We start from the raw sequence: 19,748 nt of genomic DNA, 5'->3' as shown, positions 1-19,748 counted from the left end.
CTCCGGGGCCGCCGCATGAGCGGTGCGTGGCCCCGGATCGCGCCCGGCGGCCGTGGGGACGGGAGCCGGAGCGTGCTACGCGGCTCGGTCGTACACCCTGAGGGGTGGCGGCCGGGCCGCTGTGCGTTTCACGTTCTGTGGAGGAGTTTGCTCAGCTCGGTCTCGACCTCGATGTCGTGCCGCTCCTGGCCGGCCGGGACCATCGCGTACGAGCTGTCCAGGAACCGGCGCAGCGGTGCGGTGTCGAACTGGACCACCGCCACCCCGTCCGGCGAGTAGAACTCCACCACGGTCTGGGCCCGGCCGCAGGGCCATACCTGTACGTCGCCCTCGCCCGAGGGCAGCCGCAGGCCGGATTCGAGGAGATCGCGGGCGAAGGCCCAGACGACCTCGTCATCGTCGGGCGAGACCTCGGGAGGGAACACGATACGTATGGCGAGCGGATCGCCGCCGTCGTAGCGGAAGGTGACGGAAACGGTCTTCGGGTGGGGGGCGTCCGTGATGAGACGGGCTATGGCGGGCTGCTCGACGGTGCGTGACATCGACTCGGCTCCTCGGTGGCTGCTGCGACGGCTGCTGTGGCTGCTGTGGCTGGGCTGGATCGGGAGCACGGTTCCTCAATGAACCGGACATTTAACTCCTAATAATACAAAACCTCCCGCATTTGTCCACAGCTTTGCCGTTCGCACACCTACGGAACACCTTCCCAGCACTCTGCATGTCACCTGCTCTTGCGACCTTCTCGCAAGAGAGCAATCATCGAACGGCTCATCACCGCGTCGAACGATCAGAAAGCAGAGCCCCCGCCATGCATGTCCCCGACGGATTCATCGATCTGCCCGTCTCGGCCGCGTCCGGTGCCGTCGCCGCGGGCGCCGTCGCGGTCAGTCTGCGCGGCGCACGCCGGGAGCTGGACGAGCGCACCGCGCCGCTCGCCGGACTCGTCGCCGCGTTCATCTTCGCCGTACAGATGCTCAACTTCCCGGTGGCCGCCGGGACAAGCGGGCATCTGCTGGGCGGTGCGCTCGCGGCGATACTCGTCGGCCCTTATACCGGGGTCCTCTGTATCTCCGTCGTCCTGCTCATGCAGGGCATCCTCTTCGCGGACGGCGGGCTCACCGCGCTCGGGGTGAACATCACCGACATGGCCGTGGTGACGACCGTCGTCGCGTACGCGTTCTTCCGCGCACTGGTGAAGGTCCTGCCGCGTACGCGCCGCTCGGTGACCGTCTCGTCGTTCGTCGCGGCGCTGGTCTCCGTACCGGCCGCGGCCCTCGCGTTCACCTTCTTCTACTGGATCGGCGGGACGACCGACATCCCGATCGGCAAGGTGCTGACGGGGATGGTCGGGGTGCATGTGCTCATCGGTATCGGCGAGGCCGCGATCACCGCCCTGACGGTCGGCGCGGTCATCGCCGTACGGCCCGACCTCGTGTACGGCGCCCGGGGGCTGTCCGCGCCGTTGAAGCTGCGGGTGGGCGGTGAACTGGTCGACGCCGCCCCGGCGTCCGGCCCGGTGCCGGTGGCCGCGCGCTCCACCCGTAAGGTCTGGGCGACCGGGCTGGTCACGGCGCTCGTCCTGGCCGGTTTCGTCTCCTTCTACGCCTCCGCGAGCCCCGACGGCCTGGAGAAGGTCGCCGCCGACCAGGGCATCGACCGGAAGACCGAGCCGCACCACACCGCCGACTCCCCGCTCGCCGACTACGGCGTCAAGGACGTGGGCGACGCCCGGATCTCCGGCGGGCTCGCCGGCGTGATCGGGGTGGGCGCGACGGTGGCCGTGGGCAGTGGTGTCTTCTGGGCGGTACGACGGCGCCGTACCACGGCGGATACGGCCGTGGCCGGCGGGAACGTCTGACATGGGCGCGGGTCACGCCCACACGCTCTACCGGCACGGACACTCGCCGGTCCACGCGCTGCCGCCGCACTGCAAACTGGCCGCCGTCTTCTGCTTCGTGCTCGTGGTGGTCTCCACCCCGCGCGAGGCGGTCTGGGCGTTCGCGCTGTACGCCGTGCTGCTCGCGGCCGTGACGCGCGCGGCCCGTATCCCCGCGGGCGTCCTGTTGCGCCGGCTGCTGATCGAGATCCCGTTCGTGGCCTTCGCGTTCCTCATGCCCTTCGTGGTCCCCGGCGATCAAGTCCGTTTCCTGGGGCTGTCGTTGAGCGTCCCCGGGCTCTGGGGCGCCTGGAACGTCCTCGCGAAGGGGACGCTGGGCGTCGCCGCGTCCGTGATCCTCGCCTCCACGACCGAGCTGCGCTCCCTGCTGCTCGGGCTCCAACGGCTGCGGCTGCCGCCGATGCTGGTGCAGATCGCGTCCTTCATGATCCGCTACGGCGATGTCATCACCGACGAGATGCGACGGATGTCGGTCGCCCGGCGCTCGCGCGGCTTCGAGGCCCGGGGCGTCCGGCACTGGGGCGTCCTCGCCAAGTCCGCCGGCGCGCTCTTCATCCGCTCCTACGAGCGCGGTGAGCGGGTGCATCTGGCGATGGTCAGCAGAGGGTACGCGGGCACCATGCCGGTCATCGACGAGGTGACCGCGTCCCGGGCGCAGTGGACGTACGCCGCCACCCTCCCCGTGACGGCGCTCGCCGTCTGTCTGCTTGGCTGGACCCTATGACCGAGCTTCCCGTCCCCACCGCGCCCGCCTCTCTTGAGGTCAGCGGGCTCGCGTACGCCTATCCCGACGGCCATCAGGCCCTCTTCGGTGTCGATCTGACCGTCGGACGCGGTGAGCGGGTGGCGCTGCTGGGGCCCAACGGCGCCGGAAAGACCACGCTCGTCCTGCATCTCAACGGCATCCTGACCGCCGGGGCCGGTTCGGTCGCGGTCGCCGGGGTGCCGGTGGCGAAACGGAATCTGGCCGAGATCCGCCGCCGGGTCGGCATCGTCTTCCAGGACCCGGACGACCAGCTGTTCATGCCGACGGTGCGCGAGGACGTGGCCTTCGGCCCGGCGGCCTCCGGGCTGCGCGGCCCCGAACTGGAGGCCCGGGTCACCACCGCGCTCGGCCAGGTCGGGATGGCGGAGTACGCGGACCGGCCGCCGCACCATCTCTCCTTCGGCCAGCGCCGCCGGGTCGCGGTGGCGACCGTGCTGGCCATGGAGCCGGAGATCCTCGTCCTCGACGAGCCCTCGTCCAATCTCGACCCGGCGTCCCGGCGTGAACTGGCCGACATCCTGCGGGCGCTGGACATCACCGTACTGATGGTGACGCACGATCTGCCGTACGCTCTCGAACTCTGTCCGCGTGCGGTGATCCTGAGCGAGGGCGTCATCGTGGCGGACGGGCCCACGGGGCAACTCCTCGGCGACGAGAAGCTGATGGGCGCGCACCGGTTGGAGCTGCCGTTCGGTTTCGACCCGCGTTCCGTGTCGTCGGGACACGTTGCACCATAGAGGGGTCGCGCCGCCGGGGCGTGGCGGGACGACGAGCGGTACGAGGCGTGGGTACCGACGGGCGGGAGTGCGGGCGTGGACGTCCAGGGCACGGTGGAGGCGGGCTTCGAGCCGGTCAGGGACGCGTTCGTACGGAACTTCGAGCGGCGGGGAGAACGGGGCGCGGCCGTCGCCGTGTACCGGGACGGGCGCAAGGTCGTCGATCTGTGGGCGGGCACCCGTGATGTCACCGGACAGGAGCCGGCCGACGGGGGCGCGGACGCGGCGCCGTGGGCCGTCGACACGGCACAGGTCGTCCGCTCCGCCACGAAGGGCGTCGCCGCCGCCGTACCGCTGCTGCTGTACCAGCGCGGGCAGATCGACCTCGACGCCCCGGTCGGCACGTACTGGCCGGAGTTCAAGTCGGCGGGCAAGGAGCGGGCGCTCGTACGCCACCTCCTGTCGCACCGCGCCGGGGTGCCGGTGCTCGACCGGCCGCTCACCCCGGCCGAGGCCATCGACGGGGAGTCGGGCGCGCGGGCCCTGGCCGCCCAGCGGCCGGAGTGGGAGCCGGGCACCGACCACGGCTATCACGCGCACACCTACAGCTGGCTGATCGCCGAACTGGTCAGACGGGTCACCGGCCGCAGCGTGGGCCGGTGGATCGCCGAGGAGATCGCCCGGCCGCTGGGGCTGGACTTCTGGGTCGGACTGCCCGCCGAGGAGGCCCACCGGGTCGGCCGGATCGGTCCGGTCGAGGAGCCGACGGCGGTCGGCGGCGCGCTCAGGCTGCGGCCGAAACGGTCCGTGTCGGAGGCGTACCGCGACGCGGAGTCCCTGACGCGGCGCGCGTTCGGCGTCATCGAACCCCGGCCCGACGAGAACGCCCCGGCCTACCGCGCCGCTGAACTCCCCGCCTCCGGGGGCATCTCGACCGCCCGCGCGCTGGCCCGCTGCTACGCCGCGATGATCGGCCCCGTCGACGGCCACCGGCTGTTCGCCCCGGCGACGCTGACGCTCGCGCGTACGGAGGAATCGGTGGGCCCGGACCGGGTCCTGGTCGTCGCCACCCGCTTCGGCCTGGGCTTCATGCTGCACGGCCCGGCCGCCCCGCTGCTGGGCCCCGGTTCCTTCGGACACCCGGGGCGCGGCGGCTCGCTGGGCTTCGCCGATCCGGAGTCGGGCATCGCGATGGGGTATGTGACGAACGGGATGCGCAAGGGAGTGACGGCGGACCCCCGCGCACAGGCTCTGGTGCGCGCGGTGCGATCGGCGACATCATCGCCGGATGAGGCGATTTGACGGATACGGAGTTCTGATCACCGGAGCGGGCCGGGGCATCGGCGAGGCGACCGCGCGCAGGCTGGCGGTGGAGGGCGCGCGCGTCCTGGTGACGGACCTGGACGAGAAGCGGGCGGTGACGGCCGCCGAGTCCATCCCGGGCGCGGTCGCGCTCGGCTGCGACGTGGCGGACCGGGCGTCGGTGGAGGCGGCGGTGGCGTACGCGGCCGAGACCTTCGGCTCGCTGGACGTGCTGGTGAACAACGCGTACTCGTGCACGCGGGACGCCCCGCTGTTCGAGGACGAACCGGACGAGGTCTGGGCGCTGGATCTCGACATCACCCTGACAGGCGCCTTCCGCTGCGCCCGCGCGGCGCTGCCGCATCTGGCGGCCTCGGGCCGGGGCGCGATCGTCTCGATCGGCTCGGTCAACGGCGAACAGGACTTCGGCAACCACGCCTACAGCGCAGCCAAGGCGGGCCTGACGAGCCTGACCCGCACGCTCGCGGGCCACGCGGCCCCGCGCGGCGTCCGCGTCAACCTCGTGGAGCCCGGCACGATCCACACCGGCGCCTGGGCGGGCCGCGAGGCGGAACTGGACCGCGCCGCCGCCCACTACCCGATGGGACGGGTGGGTACGCCGGCCGATATCGCCGCGGCGGTCGCGTTCCTGGCCTCCGCCGACGCCTCCTGGATCACGGGAGTGACGCTGCCGGTCGACGGCGGGATCCTGACGAGCAACCTGGGGCTGCGGAGGGCGATCGCGGGCGAGGCGTAGAGAGGGGCGGAGGGGAGCGGTGTACCGGGCGCGGCGGGACGGGTGCGGCGGGTGCGGCGGGACGGGTGCGGCGGGACGAGGTGAGGCTCGGGCTGCCGCGGCGCTACGAGCCCCACCCCGGCGGCTCTGCGCGCGGGCAGGCCCGGCTATACCCCGCGCCCGCGCCGGATCGTGACGACGTTCGTGGCGTCCACCACCTTGCGCAGGGTCTTGGCCAGTTCGACGGCGTCGTCCACGGCCCAGAGGTGGATGAAGAACAGGCGGGGCTCGTCCCGGAGGCCGTGGTTGTGCAGCTCGACCAGACCGATCCCGCCGCGTCGCAGGATCTTGATGACGTTCTGGACCTCCTCGGCGACCATCACCACATCGCCGTTGAGCGCGGCCTTGCCGTCGCCCAGGGGCTGGAAGAGGAAGGCCGAGATGGCGCCCAGGCCGCGGGGCAGCGCCATGCCTCTCTCGATGATGACCTCACGGCGCGCGAAGGTGGCTTTGTAGACCCCGCCGTCGTTCGAGCCCTTCACGCCCAGCGCGCCATCGATGCCGTCGGTGTCCAGATCGAGGGGTGCCAGTGGCCCCAACGGTTCCGCGGGCGGGGACGCGGTGCGGTCGAGCGCCGCGCGCAGACCGCGGGCGATGGCCACCGGGTCACGTCCGTGCGCGTGGACATGGGTCCACCAGACGTCGGGGGAGTGGGCGAGCAGATGCTTGTGCAGCGCGGTCTGCTCGATGCCGTGCTCCTGGAGGGCATCCGTCACCTCCGGCAGCTCACCCTCGGTCACCGTGAGATCGCCCATGACCAGCACGTTGCCGTCGGCGTAGCGGACAAAGGCCACGTGCGATCCCAGGGCGAGTTCGGGTGAGACCGAGACTCCGTAGGAGACGACATCGAGGTCCCCGCGCGGAAAGTGGGTGGTGTACGCCTTGTCGCCGGCCATGGAGCCCGGCCGGCCCAGCGCCTGAGCGACCTGCTTCCAGTCGGCCGGGGTGGTGGTCACCGGCTGGACCGGCTCGTGCTGGTGGCCGCCGCCCGCCACCGTGGCGGGGGCCGGATCCGGCGACTGGGCGCGGGCGGCGGGGGTGCCGATCCCGGCCAGCAGTGGCGCCAGCGCGGCCGTGGTCAGCAGGAGCCGCCGCGGCGTCGCTGGTCGGTGGTCCGTGTCCCGGTCCTGGTCCTGGTTCCCGTCCTGGTCCTGGTCCCGGTCCTGGTCGCTGTCAGGTGTGTCGTGGTTGTCCGCGTCTTCATGTGGTTGTCCGCTCATCACATTGATACCTCCGTGACGGAAGGAGAACACGAGCGGACGGATAAAGCAGGATCTGTCGGGAGCTGTCCGGCGAGTGTTGCCAAAGGGGCACCGTCCGGACCAAGGGCCGCGTACGGAGGGGTTGTATGCCCTCAGTCGGGCGGTCACGGCCCGCGCCGCGGTGACGATGACCAAGATCAGGCGCTTGTCGGCCTTCGCCTGCTCGGCGATCCGGTCCGCCCGGGCGCCCGCCGGTCCGTACCGGGCGAATTCAGCGGTGGCCGCTTCCAGCAGGCGGCTCCAGTGGCGCCGGCGTCCGGTGGCATGGGCCCAGACTGGGGCGTGTTGCGAGAGTCCCGCCCGGCCTGCGACGGAAAGGGCACCCGCGCGTATCAACTGGTGTGCAGCATCAGCCCGATACCCACCACCATCAGACCCGCCGCCGCGATGCGCGGCGTACCGAAGCGTTCCTTGAAGAAGACCGCCCCTATGGCGGCGCCGGCGATGATCGACGACTCCCTGAGCGCGGCTACCGGGGCGAGCGGGGCGTGGGTCTGGGCCCACAGGACCAGGCCGTACGCCAGCGTGGAGAGGACCGCGCCGAGCAGCCCCCGCGCCGCGTGGGGCCGCAGCTGGGCGAGGAGCCGGCCCCCGCGCGCGTACAGGGCGTACGCCGGGATCGTGAGGCCCTCCAGGATCATCAGCCAGGCGATATAGGCGAGCGGCGAGCCCGATTCGCGTACCCCCACACCGTCCACCACCGTGTACGCGGCGATCGACAGCCCCGTCGCGACCGCGGCGAGCAGCGCCGGCCAGTGGGGTGTGCTCCCCGAGCCCCTGATGCCCCAGAGCGCGAGACCGACCAGCCCCGCCGAGGCGACGGCGACGCCCGCCGCCTGCCAGGCGTCCAGTGACTCCCCGACGAAGACGGCGGCCAGTACGGTCACCACGAGCGGCGCCGTACCGCGCGCGATCGGGTACATCTGGCCGAAGTCGCCCAGGCTGAACGAGCGCATCAGCAGCACCTGGTAGCCGATGTGCAGCAGCGCGGAGACGATCAGATACGGCCAGGCCGCCGCGTGCGGCAGGGGTGTGAAGCAGGCGAGCGCGGCGCCGATCACCGCCGCGCCCCCGCCGATCAGGGTGAAGGCGACCAGCTGGTCATTGATCATGTGCGCGAGGGCGTTCCAACTGGCGTGGGTGAGCGCGGCGATGAGGACCGCGACGGCGACGAGCGGCGTCACGCCGTGTGCTCGCGGACGTCCTCCGGCGTGCCGGCGGCGTACGACTTTCGCCCCGCTGTCACCCCGCGGCCAGCACCGACGCCACCACCGGGCCCGCCGCGTCGCCGCCGTGGCCGCCCGCCTGGACGACCGCCGCGGCGGCGAGATCGTTCTGGTAGCCCGTGAACCAGCTGTTGGAGCTGGCCTGGCCGTCGACCTCCGCGGAACCGGTCTTCGCGCCCTTGTCGCCGCCCAGCCCGGACATCGCGTTCGCGGCCGTACCGCTCGTGGCCGTGACCCGCATCATGTCGCGCAGCTGGCGTGCCACGCCGGACGGCAGCGAGCGCGTGGCGGTGGCCAGTTCCCGGTCGTCCAGCGAACGCGGCACGATCACGGGCTGCTTGAACGAACCGTTCTTGGCGGTGGCCGTGATGGACGCCATGTTGAGGACGTTCATCTGGACCGTGCCCTGCCCGATGTACTGTGCCGCCGCCTCGCCGCCGGTCGCGGCCGGCACGCTGCCGTCGAAGGACGCGACACCCGTCTTCCAGTTGTCCAGGCCGATGCCGAAGACCTCCTCGGTCTCGGCCTTCAGCGCGGCGTCGTCCTTGGTGTCGTCGATCAGCTTGATGAAGGCGGTGTTGCAGGAGCGGGCGAAGCTCTGTGTGAACGTGCCGCCCGCGATGGAGAAACCGTCCAGGTTCGTGAACGTACGGCCCTGGTACATCGCTTCCTTGGGGCACTCGGCCGCCCGGTCGGCGGCCACGAGGCCCTTCTCCAGCAGCATCGCCGCGGTCACGATCTTCATGGTGGAGCCCGGTGCCTGCCTGCCGAGCATCGCCGCGTTCCAGCCGTCCTTGCGGTTGTTGGCGACCGCCAGGATCTCGCCCATACTCGGCTTGACGGCGGCGACCGACGCCTCGCTGTATCTCTTCACCGCTTTCTCGGCGGCGGCCTGGACGTTCGCGTCCAGCGTGGTCGTCAGCCGGCCGGCGGAGCCCTTGGAGAGCGTGAGCAGCGTCTCGTCGGGCACGCTCCCGGTGTCGCTCTTGAGCACCAGCTCGACACCGGGCGAGCCGCCCGCGTCGGCGCCGTACCGCTTGCGCAGCTCGTCGAGGACCGGCCGGAGCGAGGGGTACTTCTCCTTCGTCAGCTCCGTGCCGTTGCGGTCGACGGCCTTGATCGGGGGCGCGGAAGCCTCGCCGGTGACGAGGTGGGTGTCCTTCGTCAGCTTCGGATGGATCACCGTGGGCGCCCAGTCGACCAGCGGACGACCAGTGCTCAGCCCGCGCACCACGGTCAGCTCCGAGGCGTACGACCAGGGCTTTGTCTTCCCGTCGAACGAGACGGTGGCCTTCACGGTGAACGGGACCTTCGCGCCGACCGCCCGACCCGGGGTGATCACCGCGGAGGTGACACCGGCGGAGTCGCGGAAGCCGCCGATGACGGTCGCGGCGGTGGTCGGGTCATTGGTCAGCCGGGCGACCGCCGCCGGGTCGGCCCCCTTCGCCCACCCCGTCAGGAAGTCCTTCGCGGCCTTGTCGATCTCGGTGGCGCTCAGCGGCCCGGTACTGATCTCGCGCGTCGTGGTGGTGTCGCCGCCCGATGATCCGTTGCCGCCGGTCAGCCCGCCGTAGACGTTGTAGGCGCCGTACCCGACCCCGCCCGCGAACACGGCGAACACGCCGCCTATCACGGCGATCTTGGCTCCACTGCGCATGAGTGCAGTCCCCCTCCCCAGGAGCCCCCTGAACTTCTGAACGCGTTCAAGGGGGCGACATGTGCACCCTACGGGACTGGTGCGTCACAGGGGGCGAGCGCCGGTGAGTGTTATCGGACTGACGCGCGACCTTGCCCCGACCGTGGGTCCCGTGCCCGCCGTGGTCCTGCCCGCCGTGGTCAGACCCAGGTGTCGAGCCACATCCTGTTGCGCCAGGAGTCCAGCGGGATCGCCGTGCCCGTGTACAGCGGCCAGAAATAGATGAAGTTCCAGATGATCAGCAGGACCAGTACCCCGGCGCCGACCGCGCCGATCGTCCTGCGTCTCTCGTCGGAGCCCGCGGGCCCGACGATCGCGCCGACCATCATCGCCACCGCGAGACAGAGGAAGGGGACGAAGACGACCGCGTAGAAGAGGAAGATCGTCCGCTCCTGGTACAGGAACCAGGGCGCCCAGCCCGCCGCCACCGCGCAGGCGATCGCGCCCGCGCGCCAGTCGCGGCGGAAGAACCAGCGGTACAGGACGTAGCAGAGCGCGAAGGCCCCCGCCCACCACAGCAGCGGGGTGCCGATCGCCAGCACCTCGCGGGCGCATTTGCCGGTCGTGGACGCCGGGCAGCCGTCGGTGCCGGCCGCCGGGTCCTCGTAGAAGTACGAGACCGGACGGCCCAGGACGATCCAGCTCCACGGGTTCGACTGGTAGGTGTGGCCCGACGTCAGATTGACGTGGAAGCTGTAGACCTCGTTCTCGTAGTGCCAGAGGCTGCGCAGCCAGTCGGGCAGCCAGGTCCAGTTGCCGCCCTTGCCCGCCTTCTCGGCCCAGTCCCTGAAGTAGCCCTTGTCGCTGACGATCCAGCCGGTCCAGGTGGCGACGTACGTGACGATCGCGACCGGGACCGTCGAGAAGAAGGCGGGGACGACATCGTGGCGCAGCACCGCGCGGTACGGCCGCACCGCGCCCGCCGTGCGACGCGCGCCCACGTCCCAGAGCACCGCCATCAGCGCGAAGGCGGCCAGGATGTAGAGCCCGTTCCACTTCGTCGCGAAGGCCAGGCCCAGCATCAGCCCGGCCGCGAGCCGCCAGGGTCGCAGGCCGAGGCGCAGATTCTCGGCGACGGCGAGGTCAGGGCGCAGGACGCCCTCCTCCTCGTCCGGCGGGAGCGCCGCCGCCAGTCTCCGCCGTGCCCAGTCGCGGTCGATCAGCAGACAGCCGAAGGCCGCCAGCACGAAGAACATCAGCACGAGGTCGAGCAGGGCCGTGCGGCTCATCACGAAGTGCAGGCCGTCCACCGCGAGCAGCGCGCCCGCCAGGCACCCCAGGAACGTGGAACGGAACAGCCGCCGCCCGATCCGGCACAGCATCAGCACCGAGAGCGTGCCGAGCACGGCCACCATGAAGCGCCAGCCGAAGGGGTTGAACCCGAAGAAGTGCTCGCCGAGGCCGATGACCCACTTGCCCACCGGCGGGTGCACCACATAGCCGGGATCGGTGGGCACCGGGACCGAGGACGGATCCTTCAGGATCGACTTGTCGATATCCTTCGGCCAGCTGCCCTCGTACCCCTGGTTGATGAGCGCCCACGCGTCCTTCGCGTAGTACGTCTCATCGAATATCACCGCCTTGGGGCTGCCCAGGTTCCAGAACCGCAGCACTCCGGCGACCAGCGCCACGAGCAGCGGCCCGCCCCACGCGGACCAGCGGATCATTCGGTCCGCGAGCCGGGGAGGCACGCCGAGCACGGCCCACAGCCGCTCCGAGGGCCGGGTGTACGGCGGCACCAGCCGCTCGCGCAGCCCGGTCACCCGCCGGGGCACATGGCCGAATCGGCGCAGCCGCTGAGGCCATGAGGGCGGCTTGTCGCCGGCGTCGTGCCCGTGGAGGGCTTCTGGCGCAGTACTGGTCACCGCGCCATCGTAGGGAACGCCGCTGTGCGTGGGGTGCGTCGCGCCCTGCGAGGATGGCGGATGTGATTGGAACGTTGGTACTCGCAGGGACGCCCATCGGTGATGTCACGGACGCGCCGCCCCGGCTCTCCACCGAGCTGGAGACCGCCGATGTGATCGCCGCGGAGGACACGCGGCGGCTGCGCAGGCTCACCCAGGCGCTCGGCGTGCAGACCCGCGGCCGGGTCGTGTCGTACTTCGAGGGCAATGAGTCCGCGCGCACGCCGGAGCTGGTCGAAGCGCTGACGGGCGGGGCCCGGGTGCTGCTGGTCACGGACGCGGGCATGCCGTCCGTCTCCGACCCCGGCTACCGGCTGGTGGCGGCGGCCGTCGAACGGGACATCAAGGTCACGGCCGTGCCGGGCCCGTCGGCCGTGCTGACCGCGCTGGCGCTCTCCGGCCTTCCGGTGGACCGTTTCTGCTTCGAGGGTTTCCTGCCCCGCAAGGCGGGCGAACGGCTCGGCCGACTGCGGGAGGCCGCGGCCGAGCGGCGCACACTTGTCTACTTCGAGGCGCCGCACCGCCTGGACGACACCCTCGCCGCGATGGCCGAGGTCTTCGGCGCCGACCGCAGGGCGGCCGTCTGCCGCGAACTGACCAAGACGTACGAAGAGGTGCGGCGCGGCGGGCTCGGCGAGCTGGCGGCCTGGGCGGCCGAGGGCGTACGGGGAGAGATCACCGTGGTCGTGGAGGGCGCCCCGGAGCCGGTGCCCGGCGAGCTGGACCCAGAGGAGCTGGTGCGGCGGGTGCGGGTGCGGGAGGAGGCGGGGGAACGGCGCAAGGAGGCGATCGCCGCCGTCGCCGCCGAGGCGGGCCTGCCCAAGCGCGAGGTGTTCGACGCGGTCGTCGCGGCGAAGAACGCGGCGCGCGCGGCGCCCGGAACGGCGCCCCGAACGGTCTCCGGGACGGTCGCCGGAACGCCCCCTGGGCGCACGTCCCCCGCGGACGGCAAAGGACTATCGTGAAATGTAAAGCGCAGACCGTGTGCCGGGCCCTTTGGGCATGAGAAGGCCAAGACCAATCCATTAATCGACAGGGCTGATGCGCTCCCGCTGTCAAAGGCGTCCACTTGGTCAGTGGAGAGGAGCTGGCATGAGTGAGATCACTGGTACAGCCGCCGCTCACGAGGCATATGCCTTTTGTTGTATGCGTTGTGGGCACGGCTGGGAGCAGGCGTACGACATAGAGCATCACGTCGACGGCTCGGGCCACCAATTCGTCGTCTACAAGACCGAGGGGGTGCGGGTGGCTTCCCCGCTGTCCAGCCCGAACTGCGTCAACTGCGGGGGGCATATCGTCCGCATCATGCGTTCCGGCCAGGTCTCGTCGGTACGGGCGCTCATGGCGGAGCCGCACCACCCGGCGAAAAGCAAGCGCTCGGCGGCGTCCGAGGAGATACCGGCGCCGGCGGGCGAGGAGATACCCGAGGGAGCCGACGGAGTCGGCGGCGCCGCTCTGTCGGGGGAGGGCGGGGCGACCGGGGCCGGAAAAGCGGCCAGGCAGCACCACTGGCATCTCTCCGACCTCCTGCACCCCTTCCAGCACCACCACCGCACGTGAGCCACCCCGAGTCACCCGTACGTCACCCGCACCACCGCATGTGATCTCCCGGGCGCGGCCCTCGTAGGATCGCGCCCATGAGTTCGAAACAAGCCCCGCCACCGCTGCCCGAGCCCCTTCGGGTGCCGGTCGCGGACGCGCACACCCACCTGGACATGCAGGACGGCACGGTCGAGGACGGTCTCGCCAAGGCTGCCTCGGTCGGTGTGACGACGGTGGTCCAGGTGGGGTGCGACCTCAAGGGCTCGCGATGGGCCGCGGAGACGGCGGCGGCGTACGAGAACGTCCACGCGGCCGTCGCGCTGCACCCCAACGAAGCGCCCCGGATCGTGCACGGCGACCCCGACGGCTGGTCGCGGCAAGGGGCCCGTGAGGGCGGCGGCGACCCGGCGCTGGACGACGCGCTGGCCGAGATCGACCGGCTGGCTGCGCTGGAGCCGGTACGGGCCGTCGGCGAGACGGGGCTCGATTACTTCCGTACGGGCCCCGAGGGCGTGGCCGCCCAGGAGCGCTCCTTCCGCGCTCATATCGAGATCGCCAAACGCCACGGCAAGGCGCTCATGATCCACGATCGCGAGGCGCACGCCGATGTGCTGCGTATTCTTGCGGAAGAAGGCGCTCCGGAACGCACGGTGTTCCATTGCTATTCCGGTGACGCGGAAATGGCCGCGGTATGTGCGGCGGCCGGCTATTACATGTCCTTTGCGGGCAATGTCACATTCAAAAACGCTCAGCCGTTGCGTGACGCGCTCACAATAGCGCCATTGGAGCTTGTTCTCGTCGAGACGGACGCGCCCTTTCTCACGCCGGCGCCCTACCGAGGCCGGCCCAATGCGCCTTACCTCATTCCGGTGACGCTGCGCGCGATGGCCGAGGTGCGGGGGATCGGCGAGGACGCCATGGCTGAGGCGATTTCCCGCAATACGGCCCGTGCGTTCGGTTACTGACGCACAACGGACCGGGGGTGGACCGGGGGGTGCGGGTGGTGCCGGCGGTGCGGGCTGTGCGGGCGGTGCCGGCCGGGAGCGGAGAGTGGCATCGGGCACGCTGCGTAGTCGAGTCGCTTTGGAGAGTGACGGCGCCTCCATTAGTCTCCGGGGGCACCGCGGTCATGGGCATCCGGGCCGCGGCGGACCGGACCGGATCTCATGGAGCGTCGTGGGCAACGCGCAGGGCAGTCACCGTGCCGCACGGGGCGGGTTCGGTCGCCGTAAACCCGCCTCGCCCGGAGCCGCCCCGCCGGAGGCTGCGCTGCCAGGAGCCGCCCCGGCGCCCCGAGTCGTCCTGCCCGAGGTCCCCCTGCCCAGGCCCGCCGCCTCCCCCGAGGCGCTGCGCCGGCTCGTCCCGCAGGCGCTCGTCGTCGCCTTCCTCGCCGGTGACACCTCGGCGTTCCTCGTCAACGACAAGGCCGTGAAACTCACCGTCGACGGTGGTGAGCAGCGCACCCTGCACACCTTCGCCGGGGAGGTGGAGGAGCTGCTCGCGCACGAGAGCGTGTCGGTCGGCGCGCACGACATCGTCGCCCCGGCGCCCGGCGCGGAGCTCGCCAACGGCGACGAGATCGTCGTCCGCTACGGGCGGCCCGTCCTGCTCACCCTCGACGGACACCAGCGCCAGGTGTGGACGACGGCCCGCACCGTCGAGGGCGCGCTGCGTGCGCCAGCTCGGGGTGCGCGCGAAGGGCGCGTTCCTCTCCGTCTCGCGCTCCGCCGAGATCTCCCGTTCGGGACTGGCCCTGGACGTACGGACCGAGCGCACCGTCACCTTCATGGCGGACGGCCGCGAGCACACGATCCGTACCAACGCGGTGACCGTCGCCGAGGCCCTGACGCAGGCCGGTCTCGCGCTGCACGGGCGGGACACCACGTCCGTACCGCCCGACACCTTTCCGCGCGACGGCTCGACGATCACCGTCATGCGGATCACCGCCGGTGAGCGGGTTCGCGACGAGCCCATCCCGTACGACACCGTACGGACCCAGGACCCCGGCCTCTTCCGGGGAACCGAGGTCGTCGACCAGCAGGGCAGGCCCGGCGCGCGCCGGGTCACGTACGCCCTGCGCACGGTCAACGGCGTCAAGAGGAAGCCGCGGAAGATCCACGAAGAGGTGGTGCGCCGGGCGGTCACCCAGCGGGTGAGGGTGGGTACGAAGACGGCGCCGGCCTCCGTGTCCGGCGCGGACGGGCTCAACTGGGCCGGGCTCGCCGCCTGCGAGTCGGGCGGGCGGCCGGGGGCGGTCGACGCGTCGGGGAACTACGGCGGGCTGTACCAGTTCGACACCCGCACCTGGCATGCCCTCGGCGGCAGCGGACGCCCGCAGGACGCACCGGCCGAGGAACAGACGTACCGCGCGAAGAAGCTCTACGTGCAGCGGGGGGCGAGTCCCTCGCCCCACTGCGGCCGTAGGCTGACGGGGTGAGCACCACTGAGCCCGATGCCCCTGAGCCCCACGCCGCTGAGCTCGATGCACCAGATACTTCCGATGCGCCGGATACTTCCGATGTACCGGATGTACCGGATGGCTCTGATGGCCTTCTGGGCCCGGCGGACATCCGCGAACTGGCCGCGGCGCTGGGCGTACGCCCGACCAAACAGCGCGGACAGAACTTCGTCATCGACGCCAACACCGTCCGCAGGATCGTCCGCACCGCCGAGGTGCGCCCGGACGACGTCGTCGTGGAGATCGGCCCCGGGCTCGGCTCGCTGACGCTGGCGCTGCTGGAGGCGGCGGACCGGGTGACGGCCGTGGAGATCGACGACGTCCTGGCCGGCGCGCTGCCCGCGACGATCGAGGCGAGGATGCCGGCGCGCGCCGGGCGCTTCTCGCTCGTGCACTCGGACGCGATGCGGGTCCGGGAACTGCCGGGCCCGGCGCCGACCGCGCTGGTCGCGAACCTCCCGTACAACGTGGCCGTCCCTGTCCTGCTGCACATGCTGGAACGCTTCCCGACGATCGAACGGACGCTGGTGATGGTCCAGGCGGAGGTCGCCGACCGGCTGGCCGCCGCGCCGGGCAACAAGGTGTACGGGGTGCCGTCCGTGAAGGCCAACTGGTACGCGGACGTCAAGCGGGCCGGTGCCATCGGCCGTACCGTCTTCTGGCCCGCGCCCAATGTGGACTCGGGCCTGGTCTCGCTGGTGCGCAGGGCCGAGCCGGTGAAGACCACGGCCTCCAGGGCCGAGGTCTTCGCGGTCGTCGACGCGGCCTTCGCGCAGCGCCGCAAGACGCTGCGCGCCGCGCTGGCGGGCTGGGCGGGTTCGGCCGCGGCGGCGGAGGCGGCGCTGGTCGCGGCGGGCGTCTCGCCGCAGGCGCGCGGCGAGGCACTGACAGTCGAGGAGTTCGCGCGGATCGCGGAGTCGAAGGGGGCGGGCGCGTGAGCACGGTTGAACGGGTACGGGTACGGGTGCCGGCGAAGGTGAACGTACAGCTGGCGGTGGGCGCGGCCCGCCCCGACGGCTTCCACGACCTGGCGAATGTCTTCCTCGCCGTGGGCCTGTACGACGAGATCACGGTCACCCCGGCCGACGAGCTGCGGATCACCTGCACGGGCCCGGACGCGGCGCAGGTCCCCCTCGACCACACCAACCTCGCGGCCCGCGCGGCGCTGACCCTGGCGGAACGTCACGGCATCGACCCGCGCGTCCATATCCATATCGCCAAGGACATCCCCGTCGCGGGCGGCATGGCGGGCGGCAGCGCGGACGGCGCGGGCGCGCTGCTGGCCTGTGACACCCTCTGGTCGCTGGGCTCCTCGCAGGACGAACTCCTCGACCTCTGCGCCGAGTTGGGCAGCGATGTGCCGTTCAGCCTGATCGGCGGGGCGGCGCTGGGCACCGGGCGGGGCGAACAGCTCACGCCTCTGGAGGTCGGCGGCTCGTTCCACTGGGTGTTCGCGGTCGCCGACGGCGGCCTGTCCACGCCGACGGTGTTCCGCGAGTTCGACCGCCGTACGGAAGGCACGCCCGTCCCCGCCCCGTCCGCCGACCCCGCCCTCCTGGACGCCCTCCGCACGGGCGACGCCACCGCCCTGGCCGGCGCCCTGTCCAACGACCTCCAGCCCGCGGCCCTCGGTCTGCGCCCCTCCCTCGCCGACACCCTCACAGCGGGCACGACGGCGGGCGCCCTGGCGGCCCTGGTCTCGGGCTCGGGCCCGACGACGGCCTTCCTGACGAAGGATCCCGACGCGGCGGAAGAGGTCGCCCAGGCCCTGCTGGCCTCGGGCACCTGCCGCACGACCCGGGTGGCGCCGTCCCCGGCGCGGGGGGCGACGGTGGTGGAGCGGGTCACTGCCTGACGGCCGCCCGTTCCCCCGGTGTGACGTCGGCCCTACGATGGGTGACGGCCGGGCTCCTGCCCGTCTCTCATCCAGGGAGGTCCGTATGCCCGGTTCACCGGACGCGGCTCACCAGCCGGACTATCCGCCGAAGACCCCGCCGCCCCCGAAGCGGCCGGTTCAGCCGCCACGGCCTGGGCCGGACGCAAGGCCGAAGTCCGGCGTTCTGGCCGCGAGGGGCCGCCCGACGGTGACGATGGCCAACCGGCGCGGCGCGAACTGGATGCTGGAGGCGCGGCCGTGGTCGGTGGCACGTGCCCGTACGTACGTGGTCGGCCAACTGCACGACTGGGGATACCGCGGCGCCGACAAGGCGGCCGACGATCTGGTGACGCTGCTGGTGTCGACCGCCTTGGCCGACGGCGGAAAGCGGGTGAGCCTGCACCTGTCCGACCAGAACGGGCAGGCTCTCGTCGTGGTCCTGAGTCACCAGCCGGGTCCAGTTGTCGCCGACGAGACGGTCCTGCCACGGCTCGCGGAGCTGGGGGCGACGAGCTGTGGCACGGACACGGCGGAGGACGGCCGACGTCTGTGGGCTGTGCTGGACTTGTAGCCGTGCTGGGCAGGAGAGAGCTCGGCGCGGTCCGACGCGCGGGCCGGTTCATGGGTGAGGCCCCCGGCGATGCTGGGGCCTCGTCCGCATGGGGCGCTGCGGCCTCAGTCGCGGGACGCGACGTCCTTGGCGACCGCAAGGAAGGTCTGCCACGGGGCAGGGCTGAAGTGGAGGGAGGGCCGGGTCTGGTCCTTGCTGTCCCGTACGGCCCGGCCACCATTGGCGGTTGGGGCCACCTCGACGCAGTTGTTGTTCTGACCCGAGTAAGACGACGTCCGGTAGGGGCCTACAACTTCAGAGGTCACGACGCTTCTTCCTTGCTGCTCCGCAGTACACGCCGGATGAGCCGGGCGCTCGCATCCGGTGACAGTGCTTCCGATCGTAGTTGGTCGAACGCATGGGCGTAAGCCGTCAGATCGTCTGCCGCCTCAAGGACTGACGCGCCCCGTAGATTGTCAATGGCGACTGCTTCAACAGTGGGCTGACCGTCGAAGGAGAACGAGGAGAACGGGTAGGTGATACCTGCCTTCACTCCTGCGGAGACGGGGAGGATCTGAATGGAGACATTGCTCCGCTTCCCCACTTTCAGGAGTTGCTCCAACTGCTCCCGGTGTACGGCGTCAGGAACGAGCGGGAGGGTCACAATGGGCTCCCAGATGATTGTCGCGTAACTGGTGCCGCCCTCCTCGATCTTTGCCTGCCGCCCCTCCCGCACCTTGACGAACTGGGCCACCACGTCGGGTGCGATGCGGTTGGGGCCGACCGTGGAGGTCTGCTCGGCGTACGCCGCTGTTTGCAGAAGTCCAGGGACCAGTACCGTCTGCCACTCGCGGATGAATGTCGCGTCATCTTCCAGAGAGATGTGGTTGCGGTAACCCTCTGACAGCTCCGGGAAGTTGAGCCACCAACCGCGATGACCGGAGTTCTTCGCCAGCCACACCAGGTGTCCGCGCTCCGTCTCGTCCGTGACGGCGTACCGGTCCAGCAACAGCAGCACTTCCGCAGGTCTGGCGGTGGTGATTCCGTCTTCCATGCGGCTGATCTTGGATCTCGACCCGTGGATGAACTCGGCCGCCTGTGACTGGTCGAACCCCGCACCGACCCTGTGCCGCTGCATCCTGCGGCCAAAACGTCGGCTGCGCACAGTCGGCTTACCACCTGCGGGCATCGTGTCGCCTTTCTCTCCGCTCGCACCCAAGTCTGCACGCCTGAAGGCTCCATGGGGCCACGTCACACGATAGAGGTAACCGTGCACGTGTGCAGCAGATGCAGGTTGTGGAAGTTTCTTATCTCACCCTAGTCTCATGGAACGCGCCGTAGTTATCCCGCAACGCGGCGTAAAAACGACCACGCGTCAGCTTGGGGGCACGACATGCCCACAGCCCTTACGGCGGAGCCGCTCCGCGACACCTTCCGCCACCGGGTGTCCGGTCTTGTGAAAATATGAGGCGGGTCGATGCGTGTCATCCTGGTGTCGTATTCGGCGCAAGGATTCGCTGTCCTGCAAGGTGTCTGTGAAAGGGCCGGGCACACGCCGGTGGCGTACGTGCACGCACGATCTCTGAGACCCGGCGGGCCGACGAGGTCCGGCGCGGGATCGGTGATCGGCGAGATCGCCGACAGGATTCCGCAAGGGATCGAGCCCCGGTGTCGCGCAGTGCGCCGCGCATGCCTCCTACGCGGGATGGATGGAGCCCAGCTTCTTCCGAATCGACTGGGAGCACACCAGGAGCCGG

General features: G+C 71.0%; 18 protein-coding genes and 1 pseudogene. 12 read left to right on the top strand and 7 right to left on the bottom strand.

Translation table 11 applies throughout. The features are described 5' to 3' along the window. Positions 1 to 128: 128 nt before the first annotated feature. Entirely contained in the window at positions 129 to 542 is a 414-nt protein-coding gene (locus tag ACIRQP_RS10590) for an SsgA family sporulation/cell division regulator (protein ID WP_403886518.1), read from the bottom strand. Positions 543 to 808: 266 nt separating this feature from the next. On the opposite strand from ACIRQP_RS10590, the gene ACIRQP_RS10585 reads away from it, so the two are divergent. The 5 genes from ACIRQP_RS10585 (at position 809) to ACIRQP_RS10565 (ending at position 5,438) form a co-directional block, all read left to right on the top strand. After that, positions 809 to 1,858 carry an energy-coupling factor ABC transporter permease gene (locus tag ACIRQP_RS10585; protein ID WP_403886515.1) on the top strand — a complete coding sequence of 350 codons (1,050 nt, stop codon included), beginning with the start codon at positions 809 to 811 and terminating at the stop codon, positions 1,856 to 1,858. A gap of 1 nt (position 1,859) precedes the next feature. Continuing rightward, a complete protein-coding gene (gene cbiQ / locus ACIRQP_RS10580) occupies positions 1,860 to 2,621 on the top strand; it encodes a cobalt ECF transporter T component CbiQ (RefSeq protein WP_403886512.1) in 762 nt (253 codons plus the stop codon). Beyond that, positions 2,618 to 3,400 carry an energy-coupling factor ABC transporter ATP-binding protein gene (locus tag ACIRQP_RS10575; RefSeq protein ID WP_403886509.1) on the top strand — a complete coding sequence of 261 codons (783 nt, stop codon included), beginning with the start codon at positions 2,618 to 2,620 and terminating at the stop codon, positions 3,398 to 3,400. Before cbiQ ends, ACIRQP_RS10575 begins: the two co-directional genes overlap by 4 nt. 75 nt (positions 3,401 to 3,475) lie before the next feature. Next, complete coding sequence (locus ACIRQP_RS10570) at positions 3,476 to 4,681, top strand: serine hydrolase domain-containing protein (protein ID WP_403886506.1); 1,206 nt, start codon at positions 3,476 to 3,478, stop codon at positions 4,679 to 4,681. Next, entirely contained in the window at positions 4,668 to 5,438 is a 771-nt protein-coding gene (locus tag ACIRQP_RS10565; protein ID WP_403886503.1) for an SDR family NAD(P)-dependent oxidoreductase, read from the top strand. The genes ACIRQP_RS10570 and ACIRQP_RS10565 overlap by 14 nt, the downstream gene beginning before the upstream one ends. 146 nt (positions 5,439 to 5,584) lie before the next feature. Here the strand turns inward: ACIRQP_RS10565 and ACIRQP_RS10560 are convergent, their stop codons facing one another. The 4 genes from ACIRQP_RS10560 to ACIRQP_RS10545 form a co-directional block, all read right to left on the bottom strand. After that, the gene (locus ACIRQP_RS10560) at positions 5,585 to 6,697 is read right to left on the bottom strand and encodes a DUF1259 domain-containing protein (protein WP_403886500.1); all 1,113 of its coding nucleotides are present in this window, start codon (positions 6,695 to 6,697) and stop codon (positions 5,585 to 5,587) included. A 374-nt stretch (positions 6,698 to 7,071) separates the two neighbouring features. Beyond that, positions 7,072 to 7,923, bottom strand: a complete 852-nt coding sequence (locus ACIRQP_RS10555; RefSeq protein ID WP_403886497.1) for an EamA family transporter — start codon at positions 7,921 to 7,923, stop codon at positions 7,072 to 7,074. Positions 7,924 to 7,981: 58 nt separating this feature from the next. Then, entirely contained in the window at positions 7,982 to 9,622 is a 1,641-nt protein-coding gene (locus ACIRQP_RS10550; protein ID WP_403886493.1) for a penicillin-binding transpeptidase domain-containing protein, read from the bottom strand. A gap of 179 nt (positions 9,623 to 9,801) precedes the next feature. Continuing rightward, positions 9,802 to 11,526: a dolichyl-phosphate-mannose--protein mannosyltransferase gene (locus ACIRQP_RS10545; RefSeq protein ID WP_403886490.1), complete on the bottom strand. Its 1,725-nt coding sequence runs from the start codon at positions 11,524 to 11,526 to the stop codon at positions 9,802 to 9,804. A gap of 62 nt (positions 11,527 to 11,588) precedes the next feature. Between ACIRQP_RS10545 and rsmI the strand changes: the two genes are divergently transcribed. The 7 genes and pseudogenes from rsmI (at position 11,589) to ACIRQP_RS10510 (ending at position 18,012) form a co-directional block, all read left to right on the top strand. Next, positions 11,589 to 12,530, top strand: coding sequence for a 16S rRNA (cytidine(1402)-2'-O)-methyltransferase (gene rsmI, locus ACIRQP_RS10540; protein ID WP_403887137.1), 942 nt, complete (start codon positions 11,589 to 11,591; stop codon positions 12,528 to 12,530). 127 nt (positions 12,531 to 12,657) lie between these two features. After that, positions 12,658 to 13,125: a hypothetical protein gene (locus ACIRQP_RS10535; protein WP_403886487.1), complete on the top strand. Its 468-nt coding sequence runs from the start codon at positions 12,658 to 12,660 to the stop codon at positions 13,123 to 13,125. 77 nt (positions 13,126 to 13,202) lie between these two features. Beyond that, positions 13,203 to 14,072 carry a TatD family hydrolase gene (locus tag ACIRQP_RS10530; protein ID WP_403886484.1) on the top strand — a complete coding sequence of 290 codons (870 nt, stop codon included), beginning with the start codon at positions 13,203 to 13,205 and terminating at the stop codon, positions 14,070 to 14,072. 304 nt (positions 14,073 to 14,376) lie between these two features. Next, a pseudogene (locus ACIRQP_RS10525) lies at positions 14,377 to 15,544 on the top strand (ubiquitin-like domain-containing protein). A 116-nt stretch (positions 15,545 to 15,660) separates the two neighbouring features. Continuing rightward, positions 15,661 to 16,503 (top strand): 16S rRNA (adenine(1518)-N(6)/adenine(1519)-N(6))-dimethyltransferase RsmA, encoded by an 843-nt coding sequence (rsmA, locus tag ACIRQP_RS10520; RefSeq protein ID WP_403887134.1) that lies wholly within the window; start codon positions 15,661 to 15,663, stop codon positions 16,501 to 16,503. Next, positions 16,500 to 17,420, top strand: a complete 921-nt coding sequence (locus tag ACIRQP_RS10515; RefSeq protein ID WP_403886481.1) for a 4-(cytidine 5'-diphospho)-2-C-methyl-D-erythritol kinase — start codon at positions 16,500 to 16,502, stop codon at positions 17,418 to 17,420. Before rsmA ends, ACIRQP_RS10515 begins: the two co-directional genes overlap by 4 nt. Positions 17,421 to 17,655: 235 nt before the next feature. Further along, positions 17,656 to 18,012, top strand: coding sequence for a hypothetical protein (locus ACIRQP_RS10510; protein ID WP_403887131.1), 357 nt, complete (start codon positions 17,656 to 17,658; stop codon positions 18,010 to 18,012). A gap of 104 nt (positions 18,013 to 18,116) precedes the next feature. On the opposite strand, the gene ACIRQP_RS10505 is transcribed toward ACIRQP_RS10510, so the two are convergent. After that, complete coding sequence (locus ACIRQP_RS10505; RefSeq protein WP_403886478.1) at positions 18,117 to 18,317, bottom strand: DUF397 domain-containing protein; 201 nt, start codon at positions 18,315 to 18,317, stop codon at positions 18,117 to 18,119. Next, a complete protein-coding gene (locus tag ACIRQP_RS10500; protein ID WP_403886475.1) occupies positions 18,314 to 19,180 on the bottom strand; it encodes a helix-turn-helix domain-containing protein in 867 nt (288 codons plus the stop codon). The genes ACIRQP_RS10505 and ACIRQP_RS10500 overlap by 4 nt, the downstream gene beginning before the upstream one ends. Positions 19,181 to 19,748 lie beyond the last annotated feature (568 nt).

The organism is Streptomyces sp. NPDC102274, assembly GCF_044766385.1.
In the GTDB taxonomy this organism is placed as follows: Bacteria; Actinomycetota; Actinomycetes; order Streptomycetales; family Streptomycetaceae; genus Streptomyces.
Note: the sequence above shows the minus strand (reverse complement) of the source record. Positions and strands in the feature narration are given on the sequence as shown.